Raw genomic sequence first — 18393 nt, 5'->3', positions numbered from 1 at the left:
ATGTTGAAACGATGAGCCTCGACCCGAACCCGACCTATGCCGCACCGGACGACTGGCGCGCCTATAGTGGCGTTCTTTCGCGGCGGGTGTTCGCCTTCATCATCGACTACATGATCGTGCTGCTTTTGTGCATTCCGGCCGCGGTGGTGGTGTTCTTCCTCGGCATCATCACGCTCGGCCTCGGCTTCATGCTCTATCCGGCCCTGTTCGTGATCGTCGCCCTTCTCTATTTCGGGATGACGCTCGGGGGCTCGGCTCAAGCGTCACCTGGCATGCGCGCCATGGGGCTCGCTATGGTGCGGCTCGACGGCCGTCGGATGGATTTCCTGACCGCCATGGCCCATACGGTGATCTTCTGGATCATCAACTCGGTGCTGACGCCGCTGATTCTGCTCGCCGGCCTGTTCATCGAGCGTTCGCGCCTCGTGCACGACCTGCTGCTCGGCACCGTCGTGGTGCGTACGTCGTAACGATTACGCTACTGACCGAAAGTTTATGGCACTAGCCGGCTGCCTGTCGCAGCATATGGTTGACGTTTCGCTTTTATGCGCCATGGTATGACATTTACGATCCTAAAGACCGGACTGCCACGACGCAATGAACACCCAGGCAACGCCCTCACCGCAGTTCTACCTGACGGCCCCGGCAGTTTGTCCCTATCTCCCGGGTGAAATGGAGCGAAAGGTCTTCACTCACCTGGTTGGCCCGCGCGCGGCCGAGATGAACGACCTACTGACCCAGGGCGGTTTCCGCCGTTCGCAGAACATCGCCTATCGGCCGGCCTGCGAATCATGCCGCGCGTGCATTTCCGTGCGCATCCTCGCTCACGAATTCGAGCCCGTGCGTTCGATGAAACGGGTTCTCGCCACCAATCGCGACGTGATCGCGACGGTCTACCCCGCGCAGCCCTCCACGGAACAGTTCTCGCTCTTCCGCCGCTATCTCGACGACCGCCATCAGCGGGGCGGCATGTCGGACATGTCGGCGCTCGACTATGCGATCATGGTCGAGGACACGCATGTCAACACCCGCATCATCGAGTACCGCCGCCGCGAGCCTGGCTCCGGCATCAGCGCCGAGCCGAAGGGCGAGCTGCTCGCCGTTGCGCTGACCGACATGATGAGCGACGGCCTGTCGATGGTCTATTCCTTCTTCAATCCCGAGTATGAAAAGCGCTCGCTCGGCACGTTCATGATCCTCGACCACATCGCCCGCACCAGGACGCTCGGCCTGCCGCATGTCTATCTCGGATATTGGGTGAAGGGTTCGGCGAAGATGGGCTACAAAACCCGCTTCCAGCCCCAGGAACACCTCACCCCACGCGGCTGGGAAATCTTCGATCCCGCCACGGACGTCTGAAATCATCCCATGAACGATCATAAAAAGGGCCTCGTGCTCACCGCAATCGGCGGCCTTGCGCTCTCCTTCGACGTGCCGCTCGTGCGGCTCGGGCATGGCGAGATGTGGTCGACGGTTGCGCTGCGCAGCACCGCGACCTTCGCCGCCGCCATCATCCTGTGGCTGCTCGTCCGGCGCTTCGGTGCGACCCGCCCGGTGCTGATCCCCTGCAAGGCAGGGCTTGCCGCCGGGTTCTGCTACGGCATTTCGACGATCGCGTTCCTCGGCGCTGTCTTCAATACGGCCACCGCCAACGTCGTCTTCATCGTCGCCTTCACACCGATGTATGCCGCCATTCTCGGCTGGCTGGTCCTCAAGGAACGTCCCTCGCCTTCGACGCTCGTCACCATGCTGGTGATGTTTCTGGGCGTCGGCCTGATCGTCTCGGGTGGCCTCGCGGGCGGCCATCTCCTCGGCGACATCCTGGCGGCAACGGCCTCTTTCCTGCTGGCTTTGGCGATCACGCTCAGCCGGGTGGCGCGTATCGACATGGGTTTCGTGCCGCTGGTCGCGACCATCATTCCGGCAACGATCGGGCTTTCCTTCGTCGCCGCATCCTCCCTTGCCGGCACGGGCGGCTTTTCGGTCGCAGACCCCGTCTGGGTGATGTTCGACGGCGCGATCATGATGCCGCTCGCCTTCTGGTGCCTGGCGACCGGCCCGAAATATCTCTCCGGCCCCGAGGTCGGCATGTTCTACCTGCTCGAAACCATCCTCGCGCCGATCTGGGTCTGGCTGATCTTTTCCGAGATCCCGTCCTCTCGCACGCTCTTGGGCGGCTCAATCCTCGTGCTTGCGCTGATCGGTTATTCGGCATGGCAGATGCGGCGGGTGGAGAGGATGCGAGCCAGGGCGGCGGCCTCGCAACCGATTTGATATTCGCGAGCGCTTTTGCCTGTGGTAGTGTTTCAGCACTACTATAGGTGGCTGAGTATGAGCACGAAAAGCACTGTTCAGAAGATCACTATTCAAAAGATCGGTGAAGACCACGGCATTATCCTGCCGCAGGACGTTCTCGACCGCCTCGGCTGGAAAGAAGGTCAGGTCTTGGAGCTTCATGTCGACGATACTGGGATCGAGCTTTTCGATCCCAAGACAGTATCGGATGAGGATTTCCAGCGTCAGCTCCTCGCCGCCAAGATGGCGATGAGGAAGTATCACGTAGCCCTCAGCGCACTCGCCAAAAGCTGATCACCCAGCGAACTTCCCGCTCCGCGGAAAGCCCTTCGGAACGGCGCGGCCGGCGGTGGCGCGGTCGGCGATCCATTCCAGCAGCTCGTCCTTGTTGCGGGTGAAGGAGCGGCCGGCGCTGTCTTCCCAGGAAAGGCCGTCGGCCATGGTAAAGCAGCGGATGTCGGAAATGCCGCCGTCCTTGTAGCGCTGCAGGCGCACGCCCTTGCCGCGGGTCATTTCCGGCAGCTGCGATAGCGGGAAGACCAGCAGCTTGCGGTTCTCGCCGACGACCGCGACATGATCGCCCGAGACCGGCACGACCAGCTTCGTCTCATCGGGCATGGCAACGTTCATGATCTGCTTGCCCTTGCGGGTATTGGCGATCATCTCGCTCTCGGCGACGATAAAGCCGTTGCCGGCGGTGGAGGCGACGATCAGCTTGCGCTGTGGATCGTGGACGAAGGCGGTCAGGATGTCCTGGTCGTTCTCCATGTCGACGATGATGCGGATCGGCTCGCCATGGCCGCGGCCGCCCGGCAATTTGTCAGCGCCGAGTGTATAGGCCTTGCCGCCCGTCGTGACGAGCAGCAGCTTGTCGGTCGTCTGCGCTGTAAACGCGATCTTCGGCCCATCGCCTTCCTTGAAGGTCAGCGTCGAGGTATCCGACATGTGTCCCTTCAGGGCGCGGATCCAGCCTTTCTGCGAGACGACGACGGTGATCGGCTCCTTCTCGATCATCGACTGGTTGATCGCGTCGATATCGGCATCCGGCGCATCGGCGAAGGTCGTCAGTCGCGCGTACGGTTTGCCGCGGCCCTTGGCGAAATTCTTGCGGACGTCCTGGATCTCGTGCTCGATCACCCGCCACTGCTTGTCCTCGGAGGCGAGCAGCGATTCGATATCCGCCTTCTCCTTGGTGAGGTTCTCGTGCTCGGTGCGGATCTCGAACTCTTCGAGCTTGCGCAAGGCGCGCAGCCGCATGTTGAGGATCGCCTCGACCTGGATGTCGGAGAGCGACCAGCGCTCCATCATGACGGGCTTCGGTTCGTCTTCCTCGCGGATGATGCGGATTACCTCGTCGATGTTGAGGTAGGCGATCAAGAGGCCGCCGAGGATTTCCAGGCGCCGGTCGATCGCCGCCAGCCGGAAACGAGAGCGGCGCACCAGCACGTCGCGGCGGTGCGCCAGCCATTCCAGCAGCACCTCATTGAGCGCCATCACCTTGGGCACCCGGCCCATGGAGAGCACGTTCATGTTGAGCGGCAGGCGGGTTTCCAGCTCGGACAGCTTGAACAGCGATTCCATCAGCAGGGTCGCATCCACCGTGCGGCTCTTCGGCACGAGAACGACGCGAACGTCTTCGGCCGATTCGTCGCGAACATCTTCGAGCAGCGGCAGCTTGCGGGCGAGCAGCAGTTCGGCGATCTTTTCGATCAGGCGCGATTTCTGCACCTGGAACGGAATTTCGGTGACCACGATCTGGTAGCCGCCACGGCCGAGATCCTCGATGACCCAGCGGGCGCGGACGCGAAAACCGCCGCGACCAGTCTTGTAGGCCTCGACGATCGACTGTCGGCTGTCGATGATGATGCCGCCGGTCGGCAGATCGGGGCCTTCGATGCCGCCCTTGGCCGGTTCAGCCGGATCCGCCATCAGGTCCTCGATGGTCGCGGCCGGATTCTTGATCAGGTGCAGCGCGGCATCGCAGAGTTCGTGAACATTGTGCGGTGGGATCGAAGTCGCCATGCCGACCGCAATGCCCGACGTGCCGTTGGCCAGCAGGTTCGGGAAGGCGCCGGGCAATACGACCGGTTCCGAATTCGATTCGTCGTAGGTATCGCGGAAATCCACCGCGTCCTGGTCGATGCCTTCGAGCAGCAGTTCGGAAACCGCCGTCATCTTACTCTCGGTGTAACGCATCGCGGCAGGGCTATCGCCGTCGATATTGCCGAAATTGCCCTGGCCGTTGACGAGCGGATAGCGCTGGGAGAAATCCTGTGCAAGGCGCGCCAGCGCATCGTAGATCGACTGGTCGCCGTGCGGATGGAAGTTACCCATCACCTCGCCGACGATCTTGGCGCATTTGCGGAAGGCTGCATTGGGACGCAGGCCCATCTCGCTCATCGCATAGACGATGCGGCGGTGGACAGGTTTCAGGCCGTCGCGCACGTCCGGTAACGCACGATGCATGATTGTGGAAAGCGCATAGGCGAGGTAACGCTCTTCGAGCGCTGCTTTCAGATCGACCGGCAGGATGTTGTCGCCGCCGTCGCCGCCGGGTGGTGTCAGATTTTTTCCCATGGGCCTTGACTAGCGGAAAGCCTGATTCTCGGCAAGAAAGACCGGGCGACAGCCTGTGGATGAAGGCATTTCAGAAGCTCAAATCAGCGTTTGGTTTACCCTGAATCGTCAGCCGCAATTTTGACGAAAGGAATGTGGAACAAAGCCATAAACCTTTTACCCGGCGTGCCTATAAGGTGCGCGAACCAGTAGCCGAACTACCAACAAACCCAAAACGAAACGCGGGCCGGATCATTGCCCGCCAGGAGGAAATCCGATGCAATACTCCACCAAGGCCCGGCTTCTGCTCGCCGGCGCAGCGCTTTCGACTTTCGCCGGCCCGGCGTTTGCGCTCGACGGCAACGATCTCGTCGCCAAGATCAACAGTGCGCTCTCGGTCCAGGGCGGCGCCGGCTTCTCGGCGGAGAAGGCCACCGTCAGCGGTTCGGACGTCACGCTCACCAATGCCAAAATCCTGATCCAGGCCGGCAAGCAGAGCCTGCCACTCGGCACCGTCAAGTTCGAGGGCGTCGAAGAGGATAATGGCGGCTACACGGCCGAGACGGTCACGTTCGACAACGTCAACGCCACCCAGGACAAGACTACCTTCACTGCCTCGGACATCTCGATCAGCGGCCTCACCGTTCCGGGCAATCCGGGCGGCGACAACCTTGAGGCAATCCTGCTCTATGACGAGGCGCATGTCGGCAAGATGACCGCCACCGTCGACGGCAAGCCGGCTTTCTCAGTCGACGAGGTGAACGTCACGACGGAGGTCGCCGACGACAATTCCTCCATCGGCTTCGACCTCCAGGCCAACGGCATCAAGAGCGACCTCAGCCTCGTCGATGATGCGCAGGCCAAGGACACGCTGCAGCAGCTCGGCATCACCTCGCTTGACGGCAAGGTCGCCATGTCCGGCGCCTGGACCCTCAAGGACGGCACGCTCGACATCGATGAATACGCGCTCGATTTCGCCAAGGTCGGTCGCCTCAACCTCGCCTTCAGCATGTCCGGCTACACGCTCGACTTCATCAAGTCGGCGAATGAAACGGCCAAGGCGATGGAATCCAATCCGAACAAGGAAGAAGCCCAGCAGGCCGCAGGCCTTGCGATGCTCGGCCTGATGCAGCGCCTCACCTTCAACAGCGCCGAGATCCGCTTCGAAGACGCCGGCATCACCAAGAAGGCGCTCGACTATGCCGGCAAGAGCCAGGGCACCACGGGCGAAGCCATGGCGCAGATGCTGAAGGGCATGACGCCGCTGATGCTGGCGCAATACAACGTGCCGGAACTGCAGAACATGGTCAGCGCTGCGGTCAACACCTATCTCGACAAACCGGGCAGCTTCACGATCACTGCGGAACCGGCCAGTGCCGTCCCCTTCCCGATGATCATGGGTGCCGCGATGGGCGCACCAAACACGCTGCCGAAGGTCCTTGGCGTCAAGGTCACCGCCAACGACTGAGGCCGGCGACAGTGATTCGAAAAGCCCCGGCGAGAAATCGCTGGGGCTTTTCCTTTAATGGGCCTGGGAACTCGACATCGAGGCATGGTCTTTGTCATGGAGTGCGAAGCGGTCGATCATGCCGGCGCTCGCCTCGTTGGCCCCCCGCACGGTCACGTCCACACCTCGACGACGGTATTTGAGGACGATGTCGTCCAGCGCGCCGACCGCGGAAATATCCCAGAGATGCGCGTCGCCTACGTCGATCAGCACGGTCGCCACCGGCTCCTCGAAATCGAAGGACTTCAGCAGGCTCTCGGCGGAGGCGAAGAAGATCTGTCCCTCCACACGATAGGTCCGGACACGACCGTCCGAAGAGAGCTCCGAGCGGACGCGGAAGAGCCGCGCCACCTTGCCGGCGAAGAAGATGCCGGAGAGCAGGACGCCGACCAGAACGCCCTTCGACAGGTCCTGGGTGGCGAGAACGGTCGCGACGGTCGCCAGCATGACGATCGACGAGGTTCCCGGATGGCGCTTGAGATCGACCACGGACTTCCATGAGAAAGTGCCGATCGAGACCATGATCATTACCGCCACGAGTGCCGCCACCGGCACCACCCTCAACACGTCGTCGAGCACGAGCAACAGCACCAGCAGGAAAGCGCCGGCGACGAAGGTCGACAGCCGCCCCCGCCCGCCCGACTTAACGTTGATCACGGACTGACCGATCATCGCGCAGCCGCCCATGCCGCCGAACAGCGCCGCAACGATATTGCCGGAGCCCTGGCCGAAACACTCCTGGCTCTTGCTGCTGGTCGTATCCGTCATGTCATCGACGATCTGGGCCGTCAGCAGGGATTCCAGGAGGCCGACGGCGGCAAGCGCGACCGAATAGGGAAAGATGATCTGCAGGGTTTCGAAGGTCAGCGGCACCTGCGGCCAGCCCAAGGCAGGCAGCGCGGTCGGCATTTCCCCGAGATCGGCGACGGTGCGGGCGTTGATGCCGAAGACCAGTGCCACGACCGTGACCACGATGATTGCGACCAGCGGCGACGGGACCACCTTCGTCACGTAAGGGAACAGGTAGATGACAGCAAGCGCCACGGCGATCAGCACATAGGTCACGTTCGGAACGTTGATGAGCTGCGGGATTTGGGCGACGAAGATCAGGATCGCCAGCGAATTGACGAAACCGGTCATCACCGAGCGCGATACGAAACGCATCAGACGCCCGAGCTTCAGGAAGCCGGCGAGGATCTGCAGCAGCCCCATCAGGATCGTCGCCGCAAACAGATACTGGATGCCGTAGTCGCGAACCAGCGGCCCCATCAGCACGGCAGTCGCTGCGGTCGCCGCCGAAATCATCGCCGGGCGGCCGCCGGTCAGCGCGGTGACGCAGGCGATTGCCACCGAGGCAAACAGGCCGACCTTGGGATCGACGCCGGCGATGACCGAAAACCCAACGGCTTCCGGAATGAGCGCCAGCGCCACGACGATGCCGGAGAGGACGTCGCCGCGAATATTGGAAAACCATTCGCGGCGGTAAGCTGAAATTCTGTTCATGAGGAAAAGTTCGCAAAAAAGTCGCATCCGCCGGGAGGATTATCCAGGTGTGACCAGACGTAAATGGGGCTGATGCTTTGCGTTGTCCGGCGGATCGGCGGCCGGAAGAGCCACCCGGGAGTCACACCCGAGTCCTTGTGATGGCGAACCATAGAGGGTCGGATGCTGCGGCGCAATGTCACGAACAGAAAACCCGGCGATCGCTCGCCGGGTTCTTGTGCTCGAAAAGAGCCGGATGGAAATTATTCCAGAACCTGGATGACGGTCCGGGTCTGCGGATTGACGATAACGCGCCGATCGTTGACGACCGTGTAGGCATAATCGTCGTAACCCTCGACCCTGCGCACTTCTACCGTCTCCGGCAGCGCGGCGCCGACAGCGACCTCTCCCTCATAGGAGATAGATGGAACGCTCTGCTCCATGACATAGGTGCGGACTTCGCCGGGCAGGACGACCGTCGAATTGGTCGTGACCGGATCCTGGGTGACGATCGTCGTCTGGGCGTAAGCCGCGCCCGAGAGTGAGATCAGGACCGCCGACGCGGCCAGTAGGGTCTTGCGCATGTCTTTTTCTCCCTGTGCTTCTGCTGTTCTAACAACACAACGGCGCGGATATGGTTCCCCTATTCGCTTGACGCACGGGACGCCAGGACGGCATCCTGACGCCCCAGGCGGGCTCGATCGACACCATTGCGGTGGCGAGGCAGGGACCGGCAATCAGGCACAGGCAGATGTTTTATCGCTCATAGGATCGTCCCTCTCCGAGGCGATCCTAGATAACGTTGTCTTTTAGCGGAGGTTTTGCGCCATGAATTTGCCAATCCAACCATCGACCCGGATATTCTGCCCCACCATCGACGCGGTGATCGACGATGCCCTCGCCGCCAGGCGGCTCGTCGGCACCGTGGTAATGGTCGCCAGGGATGGCGAGATCGTCTACCGCCGCGCCGCTGGATTGGCGGACCGGGAAGCGGGCCTGAAGGCCAGCGAGGACACGATCTTCCGCCTGGCCTCGATAACCAAGCCGATCGTCACCATCACCGCCATGCGGCTGATCGAACAGGGCGGCATCGGCCTCGACGATCCGGTGACTAAATGGCTGCCGGATTTCCGGCCGCGGCTCGAAGACGGGTCCGAACCGGCGATCCTCATCCGGCATCTCCTCACCCACACCTCCGGCCTCAGCTATTGTTTTCACCTGGAAGATGGTCCCTATGTCCGGGCCGGCGTGTCGGATGGCGTCGATCAGCCGGGCCTCTCGCTGGAAGAGAACCTCCGCCGCATCGCCTCGGTGCCGCTGCTCTTCGCCCCCGGCACCGGCTGGCGATATTCGGTCTCAATGGACGTGATCGGCGGCGTCATCGAAAAGGAGACCGGCAAACGCCTCGGCGAGGCCGTCGCCGAGCTGGTCATGCGGCCGCTCGGCCTTTCCGATACCGGCTTCACCGTTACCGACCGCAGCCGGCTCGCAGCGCCTTACGTCGATGGTTCACCCGAACCGAAGCGCATGGGCGAGACGGAAAAGGTCCGTGCGCTCGACGGATCGGTGACGTTCGCGCCGGACCGGATCTTCAACCCCGCCTCTTTCCATTCCGGCGGCGGCGGCATGGCCGGGACCGCCTCCGACGTGCTGACCGTGCTCGAAACCATCCGAAAGGGCGGCGCGCCGCTGCTGTCGGAAAAGACAGTCCGGCAGATGACGACCAACCAGATCGGCGATCTGCTGGAGCCGACGCGGCCGGGCTTCGGATTCGGTTTCGGCTGGGCGATCGTGCTCGATCCGGCAAAGGCAGGACTGCCGGTTTCGCCCGGTTCGCTGCAATGGGGCGGCGTCTACGGCCACCACTGGTTCGTGGACCTGGCGAAGAAAATCACGCTGGTGGGGCTGACCAACACGACACTCGAAGGCATGTGGGGGCAATTCACGCTGGACCTTAAAAAAGCCGTCGCCGCCGACCTTTAGGCCGGTCATCCTCGCAGATTGAATCAGAAAGCCCGGCGCTTGGCCGGGCTTTTTTGTTCGCTGGAAAACTCAGTCCTTCTTCGGCGTCGGCATGACGCGGATGGCGAGTTCGCGCAGCTGCTGCGGCGTCGCCGGCGACGGGGCGCCCATAAGCAAGTCCTGGGCCTGCTGGTTCATCGGGAACAGCGTCACTTCGCGCAGGTTCTTGGCGCCGACGAGCAGCATGACGATACGGTCGATGCCGAAAGCAGCACCGCCATGCGGAGGCGCGCCGTACTGGAACGCGCGGTACATGCCGCCGAACCGATCCTCGACATCCGACTGGCTGAGGCCGACCTTTTCAAAGGCCTTGACCATCAGTTCCGGCGACTGGTTGCGGATCGAACCTGAAGCGATTTCGAAGCCGTTGCACACCGCGTCATACTGGAATGCCTTGATCGTCAGCGGATCCTGGTTTTCCAGCGCCTCGATGCCGCCCTGCGGCATGGAGAAGGGGTTGTGGGCGAAATCGAGTTTCTTTTCTTCCTCGCTCCATTCGTAGAACGGGAAGTCGACGATCCAGCACATGTCGAAACGGTCGCGGTCGACGAGGTTCAGTTCCTCGCCGGCGCGGGTGCGGGCTTCGCCTGCGAACTTGTAGAACTTGGCCGGGTCGCCGGCGACGAAGAAGCAGGCGTCGCCGTCATCGAGGCCGAGCTGGGTGCGGATCGCTTCGGTGCGCTCTTCGCCGATGTTCTTGGCGAGCGGGCCGGCGCCTTCGAGCTTGTCGCCTTCCTTGCGCCAGAAGATGTAGCCGAGGCCCGGCTGGCCGGTCGACTGCGCCCAGGCGTTCATGCGGTCGCAGAATGCGCGGCTACCGCCGGTCTTGGCCGGGATCGCCCAGACTTCGACCTTGGGGTTGGCGGCAATCATGCCGGCGAACACCTTGAAGCCGGAGCCGGCGAAATGTTCGGTGACGGCCTGCATCTCGATCGGGTTGCGCAGGTCCGGCTTGTCGGAACCATATTTGCGGATCGCCACGTCGTAGGGAATGCGCGGCCAGTCCTTGGTGACAGGCTTGCCTTCGGCGAACTGTTCGAACACGCCGGTCATCACAGGACCCATCGTGTTCCAGACGTCTTCCTGGGTGACGAAGCTCATTTCCAGGTCGAGCTGGTAGAACTCGCCCGGCAGGCGGTCGGCGCGCGGGTCTTCATCGCGGAAGCACGGCGCGATCTGGAAATAACGGTCGAAGCCGGCGACCATCAAGAGCTGCTTGTACTGCTGCGGCGCCTGCGGCAGCGCGAAGAACTTGCCTTCATGGATGCGGCTCGGCACCAGGAAGTCGCGCGCGCCTTCCGGCGAGGATGCCGTCAGGATCGGCGTCGAATATTCGGCGAAACCGATCTCGCCCATGCGGCGGCGCATGTCGGAAATGATCTGGGTGCGCTTGACGATGTTCCGGTGCAGGGTTTCGCGGCGCAGATCGAGGAAGCGGTACTTGAGGCGCACGTCCTCCGGATAGTCCGGCTCGCCGAACACCGGCAGCGGCAGTTCCTTGGCGGCGGAGAGCACTTCGATCTCCTGGGCGTAGAGTTCGATCTCGCCGGTCGCCATGCCCTTGTTGACGGTGTCTTCCGAGCGCGCCTTGACGAGGCCGTCGATGCGGATCACCCATTCGCCGCGGACGATCTCGGCGGTCTTGAAGGCGGGGCTGTCCGGATCGGCGACGACCTGGGTCATGCCGTAATGGTCGCGAAGGTCGATGAACAGCACGCCGCCGTGATCTCGCACGCGATGCACCCAGCCGGACAGGCGGACGGTCGATCCGACGTCGGACTTCTTGAGGGCGGCACAGGTATGGCTGCGGTAACGGTGCATTTCAGTATCCTGGACTGGTAGGTTTTGCGGTCTTTCGGCGTGCATGGCACGGCCTGCCGGCTTTATGGAAAATCGGCGGGAAAAGCGCATGATGGACATGCTTTGTCAAGGCAGAACCGACCTTAGCCCCAAAACGCCGTGAACGATCGGAGGGATGCCGGGCAGCAAGTCAGGACGCCGAGGCGGTTCCGAACAGGCCGCGCATCGCCCTCTCCATGAGGCGCTCACATTAGAAAGACCAGGCGTGTCGCTTATCGCTGGCCCTGCCGATGGTTCGGGATATAAAACGGGTAGAGCCATCCAGCGTCTCTCCCGATTCCCGTGCAAAGCCCTCCCGATGAGCCATATCCGTCCGCTGATCCCCCTCCTCGTTACCGCAGGCATCCTGATCGGCGGCAACGGGTTGCAGGGCACCTATATCGCGCTGCGCGGCACGACTGAGGGCTTTTCGCCCTCGACCATCGGCGTGATCGGCGCGGGGTACAGCATCGGCTTCGCCGTCGGCTGCATGTACGTGACGCGGCTGCTCAGGCAGATCGGCCATATCCGCACCTTCTCGGCGATGGCGGCAGTCACCGCGTCCGCTTCGATCGGCATGTCGATGATCGTCGACCCGACCTTCTGGTTCGCGATGCGCTTCGTGACCGGCATCGCGGTCGCCAGCCTGTTTGCGACGGTCGAGAGCTGGATCAACGCCAAGGTCACCAATGCCAACCGGGCGCGCACGCTCTCCATCTACCGTTTCGTCGATCTCGGCTCGGTGACGGTGGCGCAATACATCATCCCGACCGTCGGCATCGAAGGCCCGATCATCTTCAACATCATCACAATCGCGCTGATCCTGTCGCTGGTGCCGATCTCGATCGCCGACAAGTCGAGCCCGGCGCCGCCGGAAACGATCGCCTTCGATCTCAAGGCGGTCTGGCGGATTTCGCCGCTCGCGGTCGTGGGCGTCATTTCGGTCGGCCTGTCGATGGCGGCCTTCCGCAATATCGGGCCGATCTACGCGGCAGAGATCGGCATGAGCATAACCTCGATCGCCACCTTCATGAGCGCCGGCATCGTCGGCGGCGTAGTGCTGCAATATCCGCTCGGCATCTATTCCGACAGGCTCGACCGGCGCCGCGTCATCCTGTGGACGACGATCGGCTCGATCGTCACCGGCGCCTACCTCTCCTTCGGTGCCGGCACCAGCGAGACGGCCAATATCGTCAGCGTCTTCCTGTTCGGCGCCTTTTCGATGCCGCTCTATTCGCTGTGCTCGGCGCATGGCAACGATTACGCCAAGCCCGGCGAGCATGCGCTGGTTTCGGCCGGCCTGCTGTTCTACTGGTCGGTCGGAGCGACGATCGGGCCGCTGCTCGCCTCGATCCTGCTGCAATACTGGGGGCCGCGCGCCTTTTTCGCCTACACCTCGTTCATCTTCCTTGGCTTCATGATCTTCACGTTGAGGCGGATGCGGGCGCGTGCCTCCGTGCCCCCGTCGGAGCGTTCCTGGCGCTTCCGGGCATTGCTCCGGACGTCGGCTTATTTCAACCGGCTCGCCGGCCCGCCCGATAGACCCGATAAAGACGAGCGGGAGTAAAGGTTAGACACCGTTCCGTATTGACATATGCGGCGGGAAGGAGAAGGAAGGTTGATCACCCTCACGTGAATGAAACGATGATCCTAACGACCGCCGCACTCGAAGAAGCCTGCATCCAGCTGGCCCAATCGGACTTCATCACTATCGACACCGAGTTCCTCAGGGAAACGACCTTCTGGCCCGAGCTGTGCCTCATCCAGATGGCGAGCCCGACCGTGGAAGTTCTCGTCGATCCGCTCGCCAAGGGGCTGAGCCTGAAACCCTTCTTCGAGCTGATGGCCAATCCCGCCGTCACCAAGGTGTTTCACGCGGCCCGCCAGGATATCGAAATCATCCACCATCTCGGCAATCTGGTGCCGCATCCGATCTTCGACACCCAGGTCGCCGCCATGGTCTGCGGCTTCGGGGATTCGGTCTCCTACGATCAGCTCGTCAGCCGCATCAAGGACGTCCATATCGACAAGTCGTCGCGCTTCACCGACTGGAGCCGCCGGCCGCTCTCCGACAAGCAGCTCGAATATGCGCTGGCGGACGTCACCCATCTGCGTGACGTCTATCTGTTCCTCAAGGCCCAGCTCGAACGGGAAGGCCGGGCGCTGTGGCTGACCGAGGAAATGGCCGTGCTGGAATCGCCCGGCACCTATGACCTGCATCCGGACGACGCCTGGGCCCGCCTCAAGTCGCGGCTGCGCAAGCCGACCGAGCTCGCCGTCCTGAAATTCGTCGCCGCCTGGCGCGAGCGCGAAGCACGCAGCCGCAATGTGCCGCGTTCCCGCGTGCTGAAGGATGACGCGATCTACGAGATCGCCCAGCAGCAGCCGAAGGATGTGGAAGCCATGTCGCGGCTCCGCACCATTCCGAAAGGCTGGGAGCGATCCGCCTCCGGCACCGCCATCATCGAGGCGGTCAATGCAGCACTTGCCCTGCCGAAGACCGAGATGCCGCATGCGCCGAAACACGTGCATGTCCCGGAAGGCACCGCCGCTGCGGTCGAGCTGCTCAAGGTTCTCCTGAAGCTGATTTCCGACAAGCAGGGCGTCGCCGCCAAGATCATCGCCAATACCGACGATCTCGAACGGATCGCCGCCGAAGGCGAGGCCGCCAATGTCGGAGCCTTGCACGGCTGGCGCCGCGACCTTTTCGGCGAAACCGCCTTGAAACTGATCAGCGGTGGCGTAGCCCTGCGCTTCGTCAACAAGAAGGTCGAGGCGGTGGAGCTTTAGAGCTTCCAGGGATTGATGACCGGAATGCCCGCCGCTTCGAACGGCGCTGTATCTCGAGTGGCGACGGCGAAGCTGTGGACCTGGGCTATCGCGGCGATCTGACCGTCTGCCATCAAGATTGTTTTACCGTTGGCTCGCGCCAGAGCAACCAACCGGCCGTATGCAACGGCGGCCTCTCGGTCGAATGGCAAGATGCGCGGCCCGAAATAACGGCCAAAAATCTGCTCCATATCGTGGCGAAGTTCATTCTTCCGGCGCCCATCCGGCAGCTTCTCGATGCCGAGAGAGATTTCAGCCAAGCTTATGGCGGTCGCATATAGCATGTTCACTGGCTGGATATTGAGCCAGGTTTCCACATCCGAATTAATTCCGAGCTTCGCCGCTTCTGAAATTACATTGGTATCGAGGATGATCATTCAAACGATACGCCCCTTGCCGGGGCTTGATCCCGGGAAAAATCAACGTCGTCCAGGCCGCCGTATTTCTCCCCGAGTTGCCGTAACGCCGTCCCCAGCCCTATCGCCGGCTCCTTCGACACCAGCACTTCCTCCAGAATCTGCTCGATTTCGGCTTCCGCAGTCGTTCCATTTCTAACCGCGCGAGCTTCCAATGCACGGCTGGCTTCGTCGGACAGGTTTCGTATGGTGATTGCATTCATCAGCTCACCTCCGATCAGATATTGCTTGTTTTCCTATGATATCCATTTGGCAGACGCTTTTCAACGCGAGCCCACCATGCCCCAAGTCCGGAGCGACCAATGCGCTATCCGACACCGAATGTCCTGATCGCCGTCGTCGTCCTGCTCTCGCTGTTGCTCGTCCTTCTCATCGAAGCGGCAGGCCCTGGAGCCTTTTCGCCGCTCTGGATCCGCCCGATCACCCGGGTGATCTGCGCCGCCAACCTGCTCGTCGCCCTCGCAGGTCTCGTAACCTCGCGGTCAATTGCCTGGATCAACTATTTGCTGTTGAGCATCACTGCCTATGTCGTGGCCTCGACCACGCCGATCGCCGCGCTCTGGGTCATTCCGAAGACTATGTTCTTCGCAGTCAGTTATGCATTTTCGAGCCTTTGGTAATCTTGTCGACGATCTTCTTTTCGGCCCTGAGCGCGATGCCGACCAGTTTCGCATCCTCCGGCGCAAACTGCGCAAAAACCTCGCGGTTGGCCACGTCATGCCCGGTCGAGAACATTTCCTCGATATAGGCCGACGTCGTCACGTCGCGCTCCAGCGAGCGCCGGTGGATGGTGCGCAGCGTCTCCTGGTCGGCAGTCAGCACCACGATCGGCTGGATACTCATCGGATTGTAGACATGACCCGCCGCATCCCGATATGCTTCACCAATGATCGCGGGATTTTGCGCGATGATGCCGCTCGTCAGAAACGCGGTCACGTTGAGCTCCTGCCAGGGGGCGAGGTCATCGCGAAGCACGATCGCGATCTTGGTATCGAACATGAAAAACAACTCCGTCGAAGGTTATGCGAGAACTGACGAGATAGCGGCAGCCGATGCCGCGGGTCTTGAACGTTCGTGCAGCGCCGCAACCACGTCTGGCGGCAGCGCAAGAGGCGCCCCTTACGGCAGCGCAGGGTGCGCGCCTGATGGCATCGTCCAGGCGCCCTCCTCGCGTGGCATCGAGCGGATCGAGGCACGGTTCCACGGGCTTGGTTTCGAGCCGCATCGCCACGACACCTACGCGATCGGGATGACGCTTTCCGGCGTGCAGACCTTCCAGTATCGCGGTGCCGCCCGCGTCAGCCTGCCCGGCAATGTCATCGTGCTGCATCCGGACGAGGTGCATGACGGGGCGGCCGGCACCGACGCCGGGCTGCGCTACCGCATGCTCTACCTGCCGCCGGAGCGGCTGATCGAGGCGGCCGGCGGTGCGCGCGGCCTGCCCTTCGTGCCGGATCCCATCATAGCGGATGCGGAATTCCGGCGGTGTCTTGTCGAAGCCCTGGACGATCTGGCGGCCGAGCCGCAGGACCTGCTGCTCGACGACCTGATCGGCCGCATGGCAACAAGCCTCTGGCGCCATGCGGACGGCAAGGGTGGTGCGCCGGGCACGCCGCGCGCGCAACAGGCGGTTCTGCGCTGCCGCGATTACCTGCAGGCGAATTCGGGCCGCACGGTTTCTTCCGAGGAACTTGAGGAGGTGAGCGGCTTCGACCGCTACACGACCGCAAGGCAGTTCCGGAAACTTCTGGGAACGAGCCCGCACCGCTACCTCGTCATGCGCCGGCTCGATCGGGCAAAGATCATGCTGTCGGAAGGCGGCAGCCTGGCGGATGTCGCAGTCGGTACGGGCTTTGCCGATCAGGCGCATTTCACCCGTCATTTCAAGAAGACATTCGGCATGACGCCCGGGCGCTGGGTGGCGCTCAGCAGGAGCGCCTGAGGCCGCCGGCCTTTGTGAAATTTCAGTCATCAAAGCTTCATCGAAGCGTCAATCTTCCATCACCTCACCGTCACGCACTCGCCTTAACCGGTTGGCGTCTTTGACACGCCAACCAACAGGTGATCCCATGACCAAATTTCTGCTCGCCGCCCCCGTAATGATTGGCGCGTTCGCCGCGCTGATCGGCGGCTCCGCTTCCGCCGACGACAAGGTTTTCCCGGCCAAGCTCACCGGCCAGGCGATCCTTCCTGCCAACACGGTCGTTGCGGCTCCGGCCGATGCACCGGCGTTCCTCAAGACCTCCGGCAAGTTCACCACCGCCGACCGCAAACGCACCGAAGCCCTTGGCACCCTGCCGGGCAAGGACGGCGCCCGCGTGACGGACGTCAAGCTGCCGCTCGACGGCCAGCCGATCCAGGGTTTCTCCGGCATCAAGACCATGGCTGACGGCACGTTCTGGACGCTGTCGGACAACGGTTTCGGCGGCAAGAGCAATTCCTCCGACTCCATGCTGTTCCTGCACCAGATGAAATTCGACTGGGCCGCCAACAAGGCCGAAGTCGTCAAGAACGTCTTCCTCTCCGACCCCAACAAGATCGCGCCGTTCCCGATCGTCACGGAAGCTTCGGAGACCCGTTACCTCACCGGCGCCGATTTCGACATCGAATCGATCCAGCCGGTCGCAGACGGCTTCTGGCTTGGCGACGAATTCGGCCCCTACCTGATCAAGGTCGACATGCAGGGCCGCCTGACCGACGTCATCACGACCACGGTCGACGGCAAGCCGGTCACGTCTCCCGACAGCCCGCTCGTCCAGCTGCAGGCGAACCCGGTCGCCAAGCCACCGGTCTTCAACGTGAAGCGTTCCGGCGGTTATGAAGGCCTTGCTATGTCCAAGGACGGAGCCAAGCTCTACGGCCTGCTCGAAGGACCGCTCTACAAGGAAGACGGCAAGGTCGAAGACGCAGAGGGGCTGACGGCCCTGCGCGTCATCGAGTTCGACGTCGCCTCGAAGAAATGGACCGGCCGCTCGTGGCTCTACCCGCTCTCCAAGGGCGGCGAGGCGATCGGCGACTTCAACATGGTCGACGCGACCACCGCTCTCGTCATCGAACGCGACAACGGTGCCGGCACCGCCGACAAGCCCTGCGCCGATCCGGCGAAGCCCGAGCCGACCTGCTTCAACGCACCGGCCAAGCACAAGCGCGTCTACAAGATCGAGTTCAACGACGCCAATGTCGGCAAGGCAGCCCGCAAGATCGGCTATATCGACCTGATGAACATCCAGGACCCGGACAACAAGAAGAAGGCCGGCAGCGTCGCCGGCGTCTACGACATGCCGTTCGTGACGATCGAGAACGTCGACGTCATCGACGCCACCCACATCATCATCGGCAACGACAACAACCTGCCCTTCTCCGCCGGCCGCGCCGTCGACAAGGCCGACAACAACGAGTTCAGCGTGCTCGAAGTCGGTGAGTTTCTGGCTGCGAAGTAAGCAGCAG

General features: G+C 62.4%; 18 protein-coding genes and 1 other annotated feature. Of the genes, 11 read left to right on the top strand and 7 right to left on the bottom strand.

The window, feature by feature from the left end:
- Positions 1-11 precede the first annotated feature (11 nt).
- The 4 genes from ACSQ3G_RS04960 to ACSQ3G_RS04945 all read left to right on the top strand — a co-directional run bounded on the left by ACSQ3G_RS04960 (position 12) and on the right by ACSQ3G_RS04945 (position 2589).
- The gene (locus ACSQ3G_RS04960; protein ID WP_436109265.1) at positions 12-470 is read left to right on the top strand and encodes an RDD family protein; all 459 of its coding nucleotides are present in this window, start codon (positions 12-14) and stop codon (positions 468-470) included.
- A gap of 127 nt (positions 471-597) precedes the next feature.
- The gene (locus tag ACSQ3G_RS04955; RefSeq protein ID WP_436109264.1) at positions 598-1359 is read left to right on the top strand and encodes an arginyltransferase; all 762 of its coding nucleotides are present in this window, start codon (positions 598-600) and stop codon (positions 1357-1359) included.
- Between the two features lie 9 nt (positions 1360-1368).
- Entirely contained in the window at positions 1369-2274 is a 906-nt protein-coding gene (locus ACSQ3G_RS04950) for a DMT family transporter (RefSeq protein ID WP_436109263.1), read from the top strand.
- 57 nt (positions 2275-2331) lie between these two features.
- A complete protein-coding gene (locus tag ACSQ3G_RS04945) occupies positions 2332-2589 on the top strand; it encodes an AbrB/MazE/SpoVT family DNA-binding domain-containing protein (protein WP_436109262.1) in 258 nt (85 codons plus the stop codon).
- On the opposite strand, the gene parC is transcribed toward ACSQ3G_RS04945, so the two are convergent.
- A complete protein-coding gene (gene parC / locus ACSQ3G_RS04940) occupies positions 2590-4872 on the bottom strand; it encodes a DNA topoisomerase IV subunit A (protein ID WP_436109261.1) in 2283 nt (760 codons plus the stop codon).
- Between the two features lie 256 nt (positions 4873-5128).
- Here parC and ACSQ3G_RS04935 point away from each other — a divergent pair, with 256 nt between their 5' ends.
- Positions 5129-6319, top strand: coding sequence for an aq_1923 C-terminal domain (locus tag ACSQ3G_RS04935; protein WP_436109260.1), 1191 nt, complete (start codon positions 5129-5131; stop codon positions 6317-6319).
- Between the two features lie 54 nt (positions 6320-6373).
- On the opposite strand, the gene ACSQ3G_RS04930 is transcribed toward ACSQ3G_RS04935, so the two are convergent.
- Both ACSQ3G_RS04930 and ACSQ3G_RS04925 read right to left on the bottom strand, forming a co-directional pair.
- Positions 6374-7861, bottom strand: a complete 1488-nt coding sequence (locus tag ACSQ3G_RS04930; protein ID WP_436109259.1) for a SulP family inorganic anion transporter — start codon at positions 7859-7861, stop codon at positions 6374-6376.
- 80 nt (positions 7862-7941) lie between these two features.
- Positions 7942-7999: a sequence feature (sul1 is cis-regulatory element that is thought to sense ions involved in sulfur or methionine metabolism; They are found in Alphaproteobacteria), on the bottom strand.
- Positions 8000-8103: 104 nt separating this feature from the next.
- On the bottom strand, positions 8104-8424 hold the full coding sequence (locus ACSQ3G_RS04925) for a DUF1236 domain-containing protein (RefSeq protein WP_436109258.1): 321 nt from the start codon (positions 8422-8424) through the stop codon (positions 8104-8106).
- A 244-nt stretch (positions 8425-8668) separates the two neighbouring features.
- Between ACSQ3G_RS04925 and ACSQ3G_RS04920 the strand changes: the two genes are divergently transcribed.
- Entirely contained in the window at positions 8669-9823 is a 1155-nt protein-coding gene (locus ACSQ3G_RS04920; protein ID WP_436109257.1) for a serine hydrolase domain-containing protein, read from the top strand.
- 69 nt (positions 9824-9892) lie between these two features.
- Here the strand turns inward: ACSQ3G_RS04920 and aspS are convergent, their stop codons facing one another.
- Positions 9893-11683, bottom strand: a complete 1791-nt coding sequence (aspS, locus tag ACSQ3G_RS04915) for an aspartate--tRNA ligase (RefSeq protein WP_436109256.1) — start codon at positions 11681-11683, stop codon at positions 9893-9895.
- A 337-nt stretch (positions 11684-12020) separates the two neighbouring features.
- On the opposite strand from aspS, the gene ACSQ3G_RS04910 reads away from it, so the two are divergent.
- Both ACSQ3G_RS04910 and rnd read left to right on the top strand, forming a co-directional pair.
- Complete coding sequence (locus ACSQ3G_RS04910; RefSeq protein WP_436109255.1) at positions 12021-13268, top strand: MFS transporter; 1248 nt, start codon at positions 12021-12023, stop codon at positions 13266-13268.
- Between the two features lie 77 nt (positions 13269-13345).
- Positions 13346-14491 (top strand): ribonuclease D, encoded by a 1146-nt coding sequence (gene rnd, locus ACSQ3G_RS04905; RefSeq protein WP_436109254.1) that lies wholly within the window; start codon positions 13346-13348, stop codon positions 14489-14491.
- Here rnd and ACSQ3G_RS04900 read toward each other — a convergent pair.
- Complete coding sequence (locus tag ACSQ3G_RS04900; RefSeq protein ID WP_046636510.1) at positions 14488-14907, bottom strand: type II toxin-antitoxin system VapC family toxin; 420 nt, start codon at positions 14905-14907, stop codon at positions 14488-14490. The genes rnd and ACSQ3G_RS04900 overlap by 4 nt on opposite strands.
- Complete coding sequence (locus tag ACSQ3G_RS04895; protein ID WP_046636509.1) at positions 14904-15149, bottom strand: FitA-like ribbon-helix-helix domain-containing protein; 246 nt, start codon at positions 15147-15149, stop codon at positions 14904-14906. The genes ACSQ3G_RS04900 and ACSQ3G_RS04895 overlap by 4 nt, the downstream gene beginning before the upstream one ends.
- A 99-nt stretch (positions 15150-15248) precedes the next feature.
- Here ACSQ3G_RS04895 and ACSQ3G_RS04890 point away from each other — a divergent pair, with 99 nt between their 5' ends.
- A complete protein-coding gene (locus ACSQ3G_RS04890) occupies positions 15249-15566 on the top strand; it encodes a hypothetical protein (RefSeq protein ID WP_436109253.1) in 318 nt (105 codons plus the stop codon).
- Here ACSQ3G_RS04890 and ACSQ3G_RS04885 read toward each other — a convergent pair.
- A complete protein-coding gene (locus tag ACSQ3G_RS04885; RefSeq protein ID WP_436109252.1) occupies positions 15538-15945 on the bottom strand; it encodes a DUF2000 family protein in 408 nt (135 codons plus the stop codon). The two genes, ACSQ3G_RS04890 and ACSQ3G_RS04885, sit on opposite strands and share 29 nt — an antisense overlap.
- Here ACSQ3G_RS04885 and ACSQ3G_RS04880 point away from each other — a divergent pair.
- The gene (locus tag ACSQ3G_RS04880; protein WP_436109251.1) at positions 15944-16888 is read left to right on the top strand and encodes an AraC family transcriptional regulator; all 945 of its coding nucleotides are present in this window, start codon (positions 15944-15946) and stop codon (positions 16886-16888) included. The genes ACSQ3G_RS04885 and ACSQ3G_RS04880 overlap by 2 nt on opposite strands.
- Positions 16889-17015: 127 nt before the next feature.
- Positions 17016-18386, top strand: a complete 1371-nt coding sequence (locus ACSQ3G_RS04875) for an esterase-like activity of phytase family protein (RefSeq protein ID WP_436109250.1) — start codon at positions 17016-17018, stop codon at positions 18384-18386.
- Positions 18387-18393: the final 7 nt, after the last annotated feature.

The organism is Neorhizobium tomejilense (assembly GCF_964254135.1).
Classification (GTDB): domain Bacteria; phylum Pseudomonadota; class Alphaproteobacteria; order Rhizobiales; family Rhizobiaceae; genus Neorhizobium; species Neorhizobium tomejilense.
This window is presented reverse-complemented; position numbering and strand designations above follow the sequence as displayed.

Excerpts from the sequence above, each read along its gene's own strand:
- ACSQ3G_RS04945 (WP_436109262.1), top strand. The coding sequence starts at position 2,332 with ATGAGCACGAAAAGCACTGTTCAGAAGATCACTATTCAAAAGATCGGT.
- rnd (WP_436109254.1), top strand. The coding sequence starts at position 13,346 with ATGATCCTAACGACCGCCGCACTCGAAGAAGCCTGCATCCAGCTGGCC.
- aspS (WP_436109256.1), bottom strand. The coding sequence starts at position 11,683 with ATGCACCGTTACCGCAGCCATACCTGTGCCGCCCTCAAGAAGTCCGAC.
- ACSQ3G_RS04935 (WP_436109260.1), top strand. The coding sequence starts at position 5,129 with ATGCAATACTCCACCAAGGCCCGGCTTCTGCTCGCCGGCGCAGCGCTT.
- ACSQ3G_RS04910 (WP_436109255.1), top strand. The coding sequence starts at position 12,021 with ATGAGCCATATCCGTCCGCTGATCCCCCTCCTCGTTACCGCAGGCATC.
- ACSQ3G_RS04900 (WP_046636510.1), bottom strand. The coding sequence starts at position 14,907 with ATGATCATCCTCGATACCAATGTAATTTCAGAAGCGGCGAAGCTCGGA.
- ACSQ3G_RS04960 (WP_436109265.1), top strand. The coding sequence starts at position 12 with ATGAGCCTCGACCCGAACCCGACCTATGCCGCACCGGACGACTGGCGC.
- parC (WP_436109261.1), bottom strand. The coding sequence starts at position 4,872 with ATGGGAAAAAATCTGACACCACCCGGCGGCGACGGCGGCGACAACATC.
- ACSQ3G_RS04930 (WP_436109259.1), bottom strand. The coding sequence starts at position 7,861 with ATGAACAGAATTTCAGCTTACCGCCGCGAATGGTTTTCCAATATTCGC.
- ACSQ3G_RS04890 (WP_436109253.1), top strand. The coding sequence starts at position 15,249 with ATGCGCTATCCGACACCGAATGTCCTGATCGCCGTCGTCGTCCTGCTC.
- ACSQ3G_RS04895 (WP_046636509.1), bottom strand. The coding sequence starts at position 15,149 with ATGAATGCAATCACCATACGAAACCTGTCCGACGAAGCCAGCCGTGCA.
- ACSQ3G_RS04875 (WP_436109250.1), top strand. The coding sequence starts at position 17,016 with ATGACCAAATTTCTGCTCGCCGCCCCCGTAATGATTGGCGCGTTCGCC.
- ACSQ3G_RS04955 (WP_436109264.1), top strand. The coding sequence starts at position 598 with ATGAACACCCAGGCAACGCCCTCACCGCAGTTCTACCTGACGGCCCCG.
- ACSQ3G_RS04950 (WP_436109263.1), top strand. The coding sequence starts at position 1,369 with ATGAACGATCATAAAAAGGGCCTCGTGCTCACCGCAATCGGCGGCCTT.
- ACSQ3G_RS04885 (WP_436109252.1), bottom strand. The coding sequence starts at position 15,945 with ATGTTCGATACCAAGATCGCGATCGTGCTTCGCGATGACCTCGCCCCC.
- ACSQ3G_RS04880 (WP_436109251.1), top strand. The coding sequence starts at position 15,944 with ATGAAAAACAACTCCGTCGAAGGTTATGCGAGAACTGACGAGATAGCG.
- ACSQ3G_RS04925 (WP_436109258.1), bottom strand. The coding sequence starts at position 8,424 with ATGCGCAAGACCCTACTGGCCGCGTCGGCGGTCCTGATCTCACTCTCG.
- ACSQ3G_RS04920 (WP_436109257.1), top strand. The coding sequence starts at position 8,669 with ATGAATTTGCCAATCCAACCATCGACCCGGATATTCTGCCCCACCATC.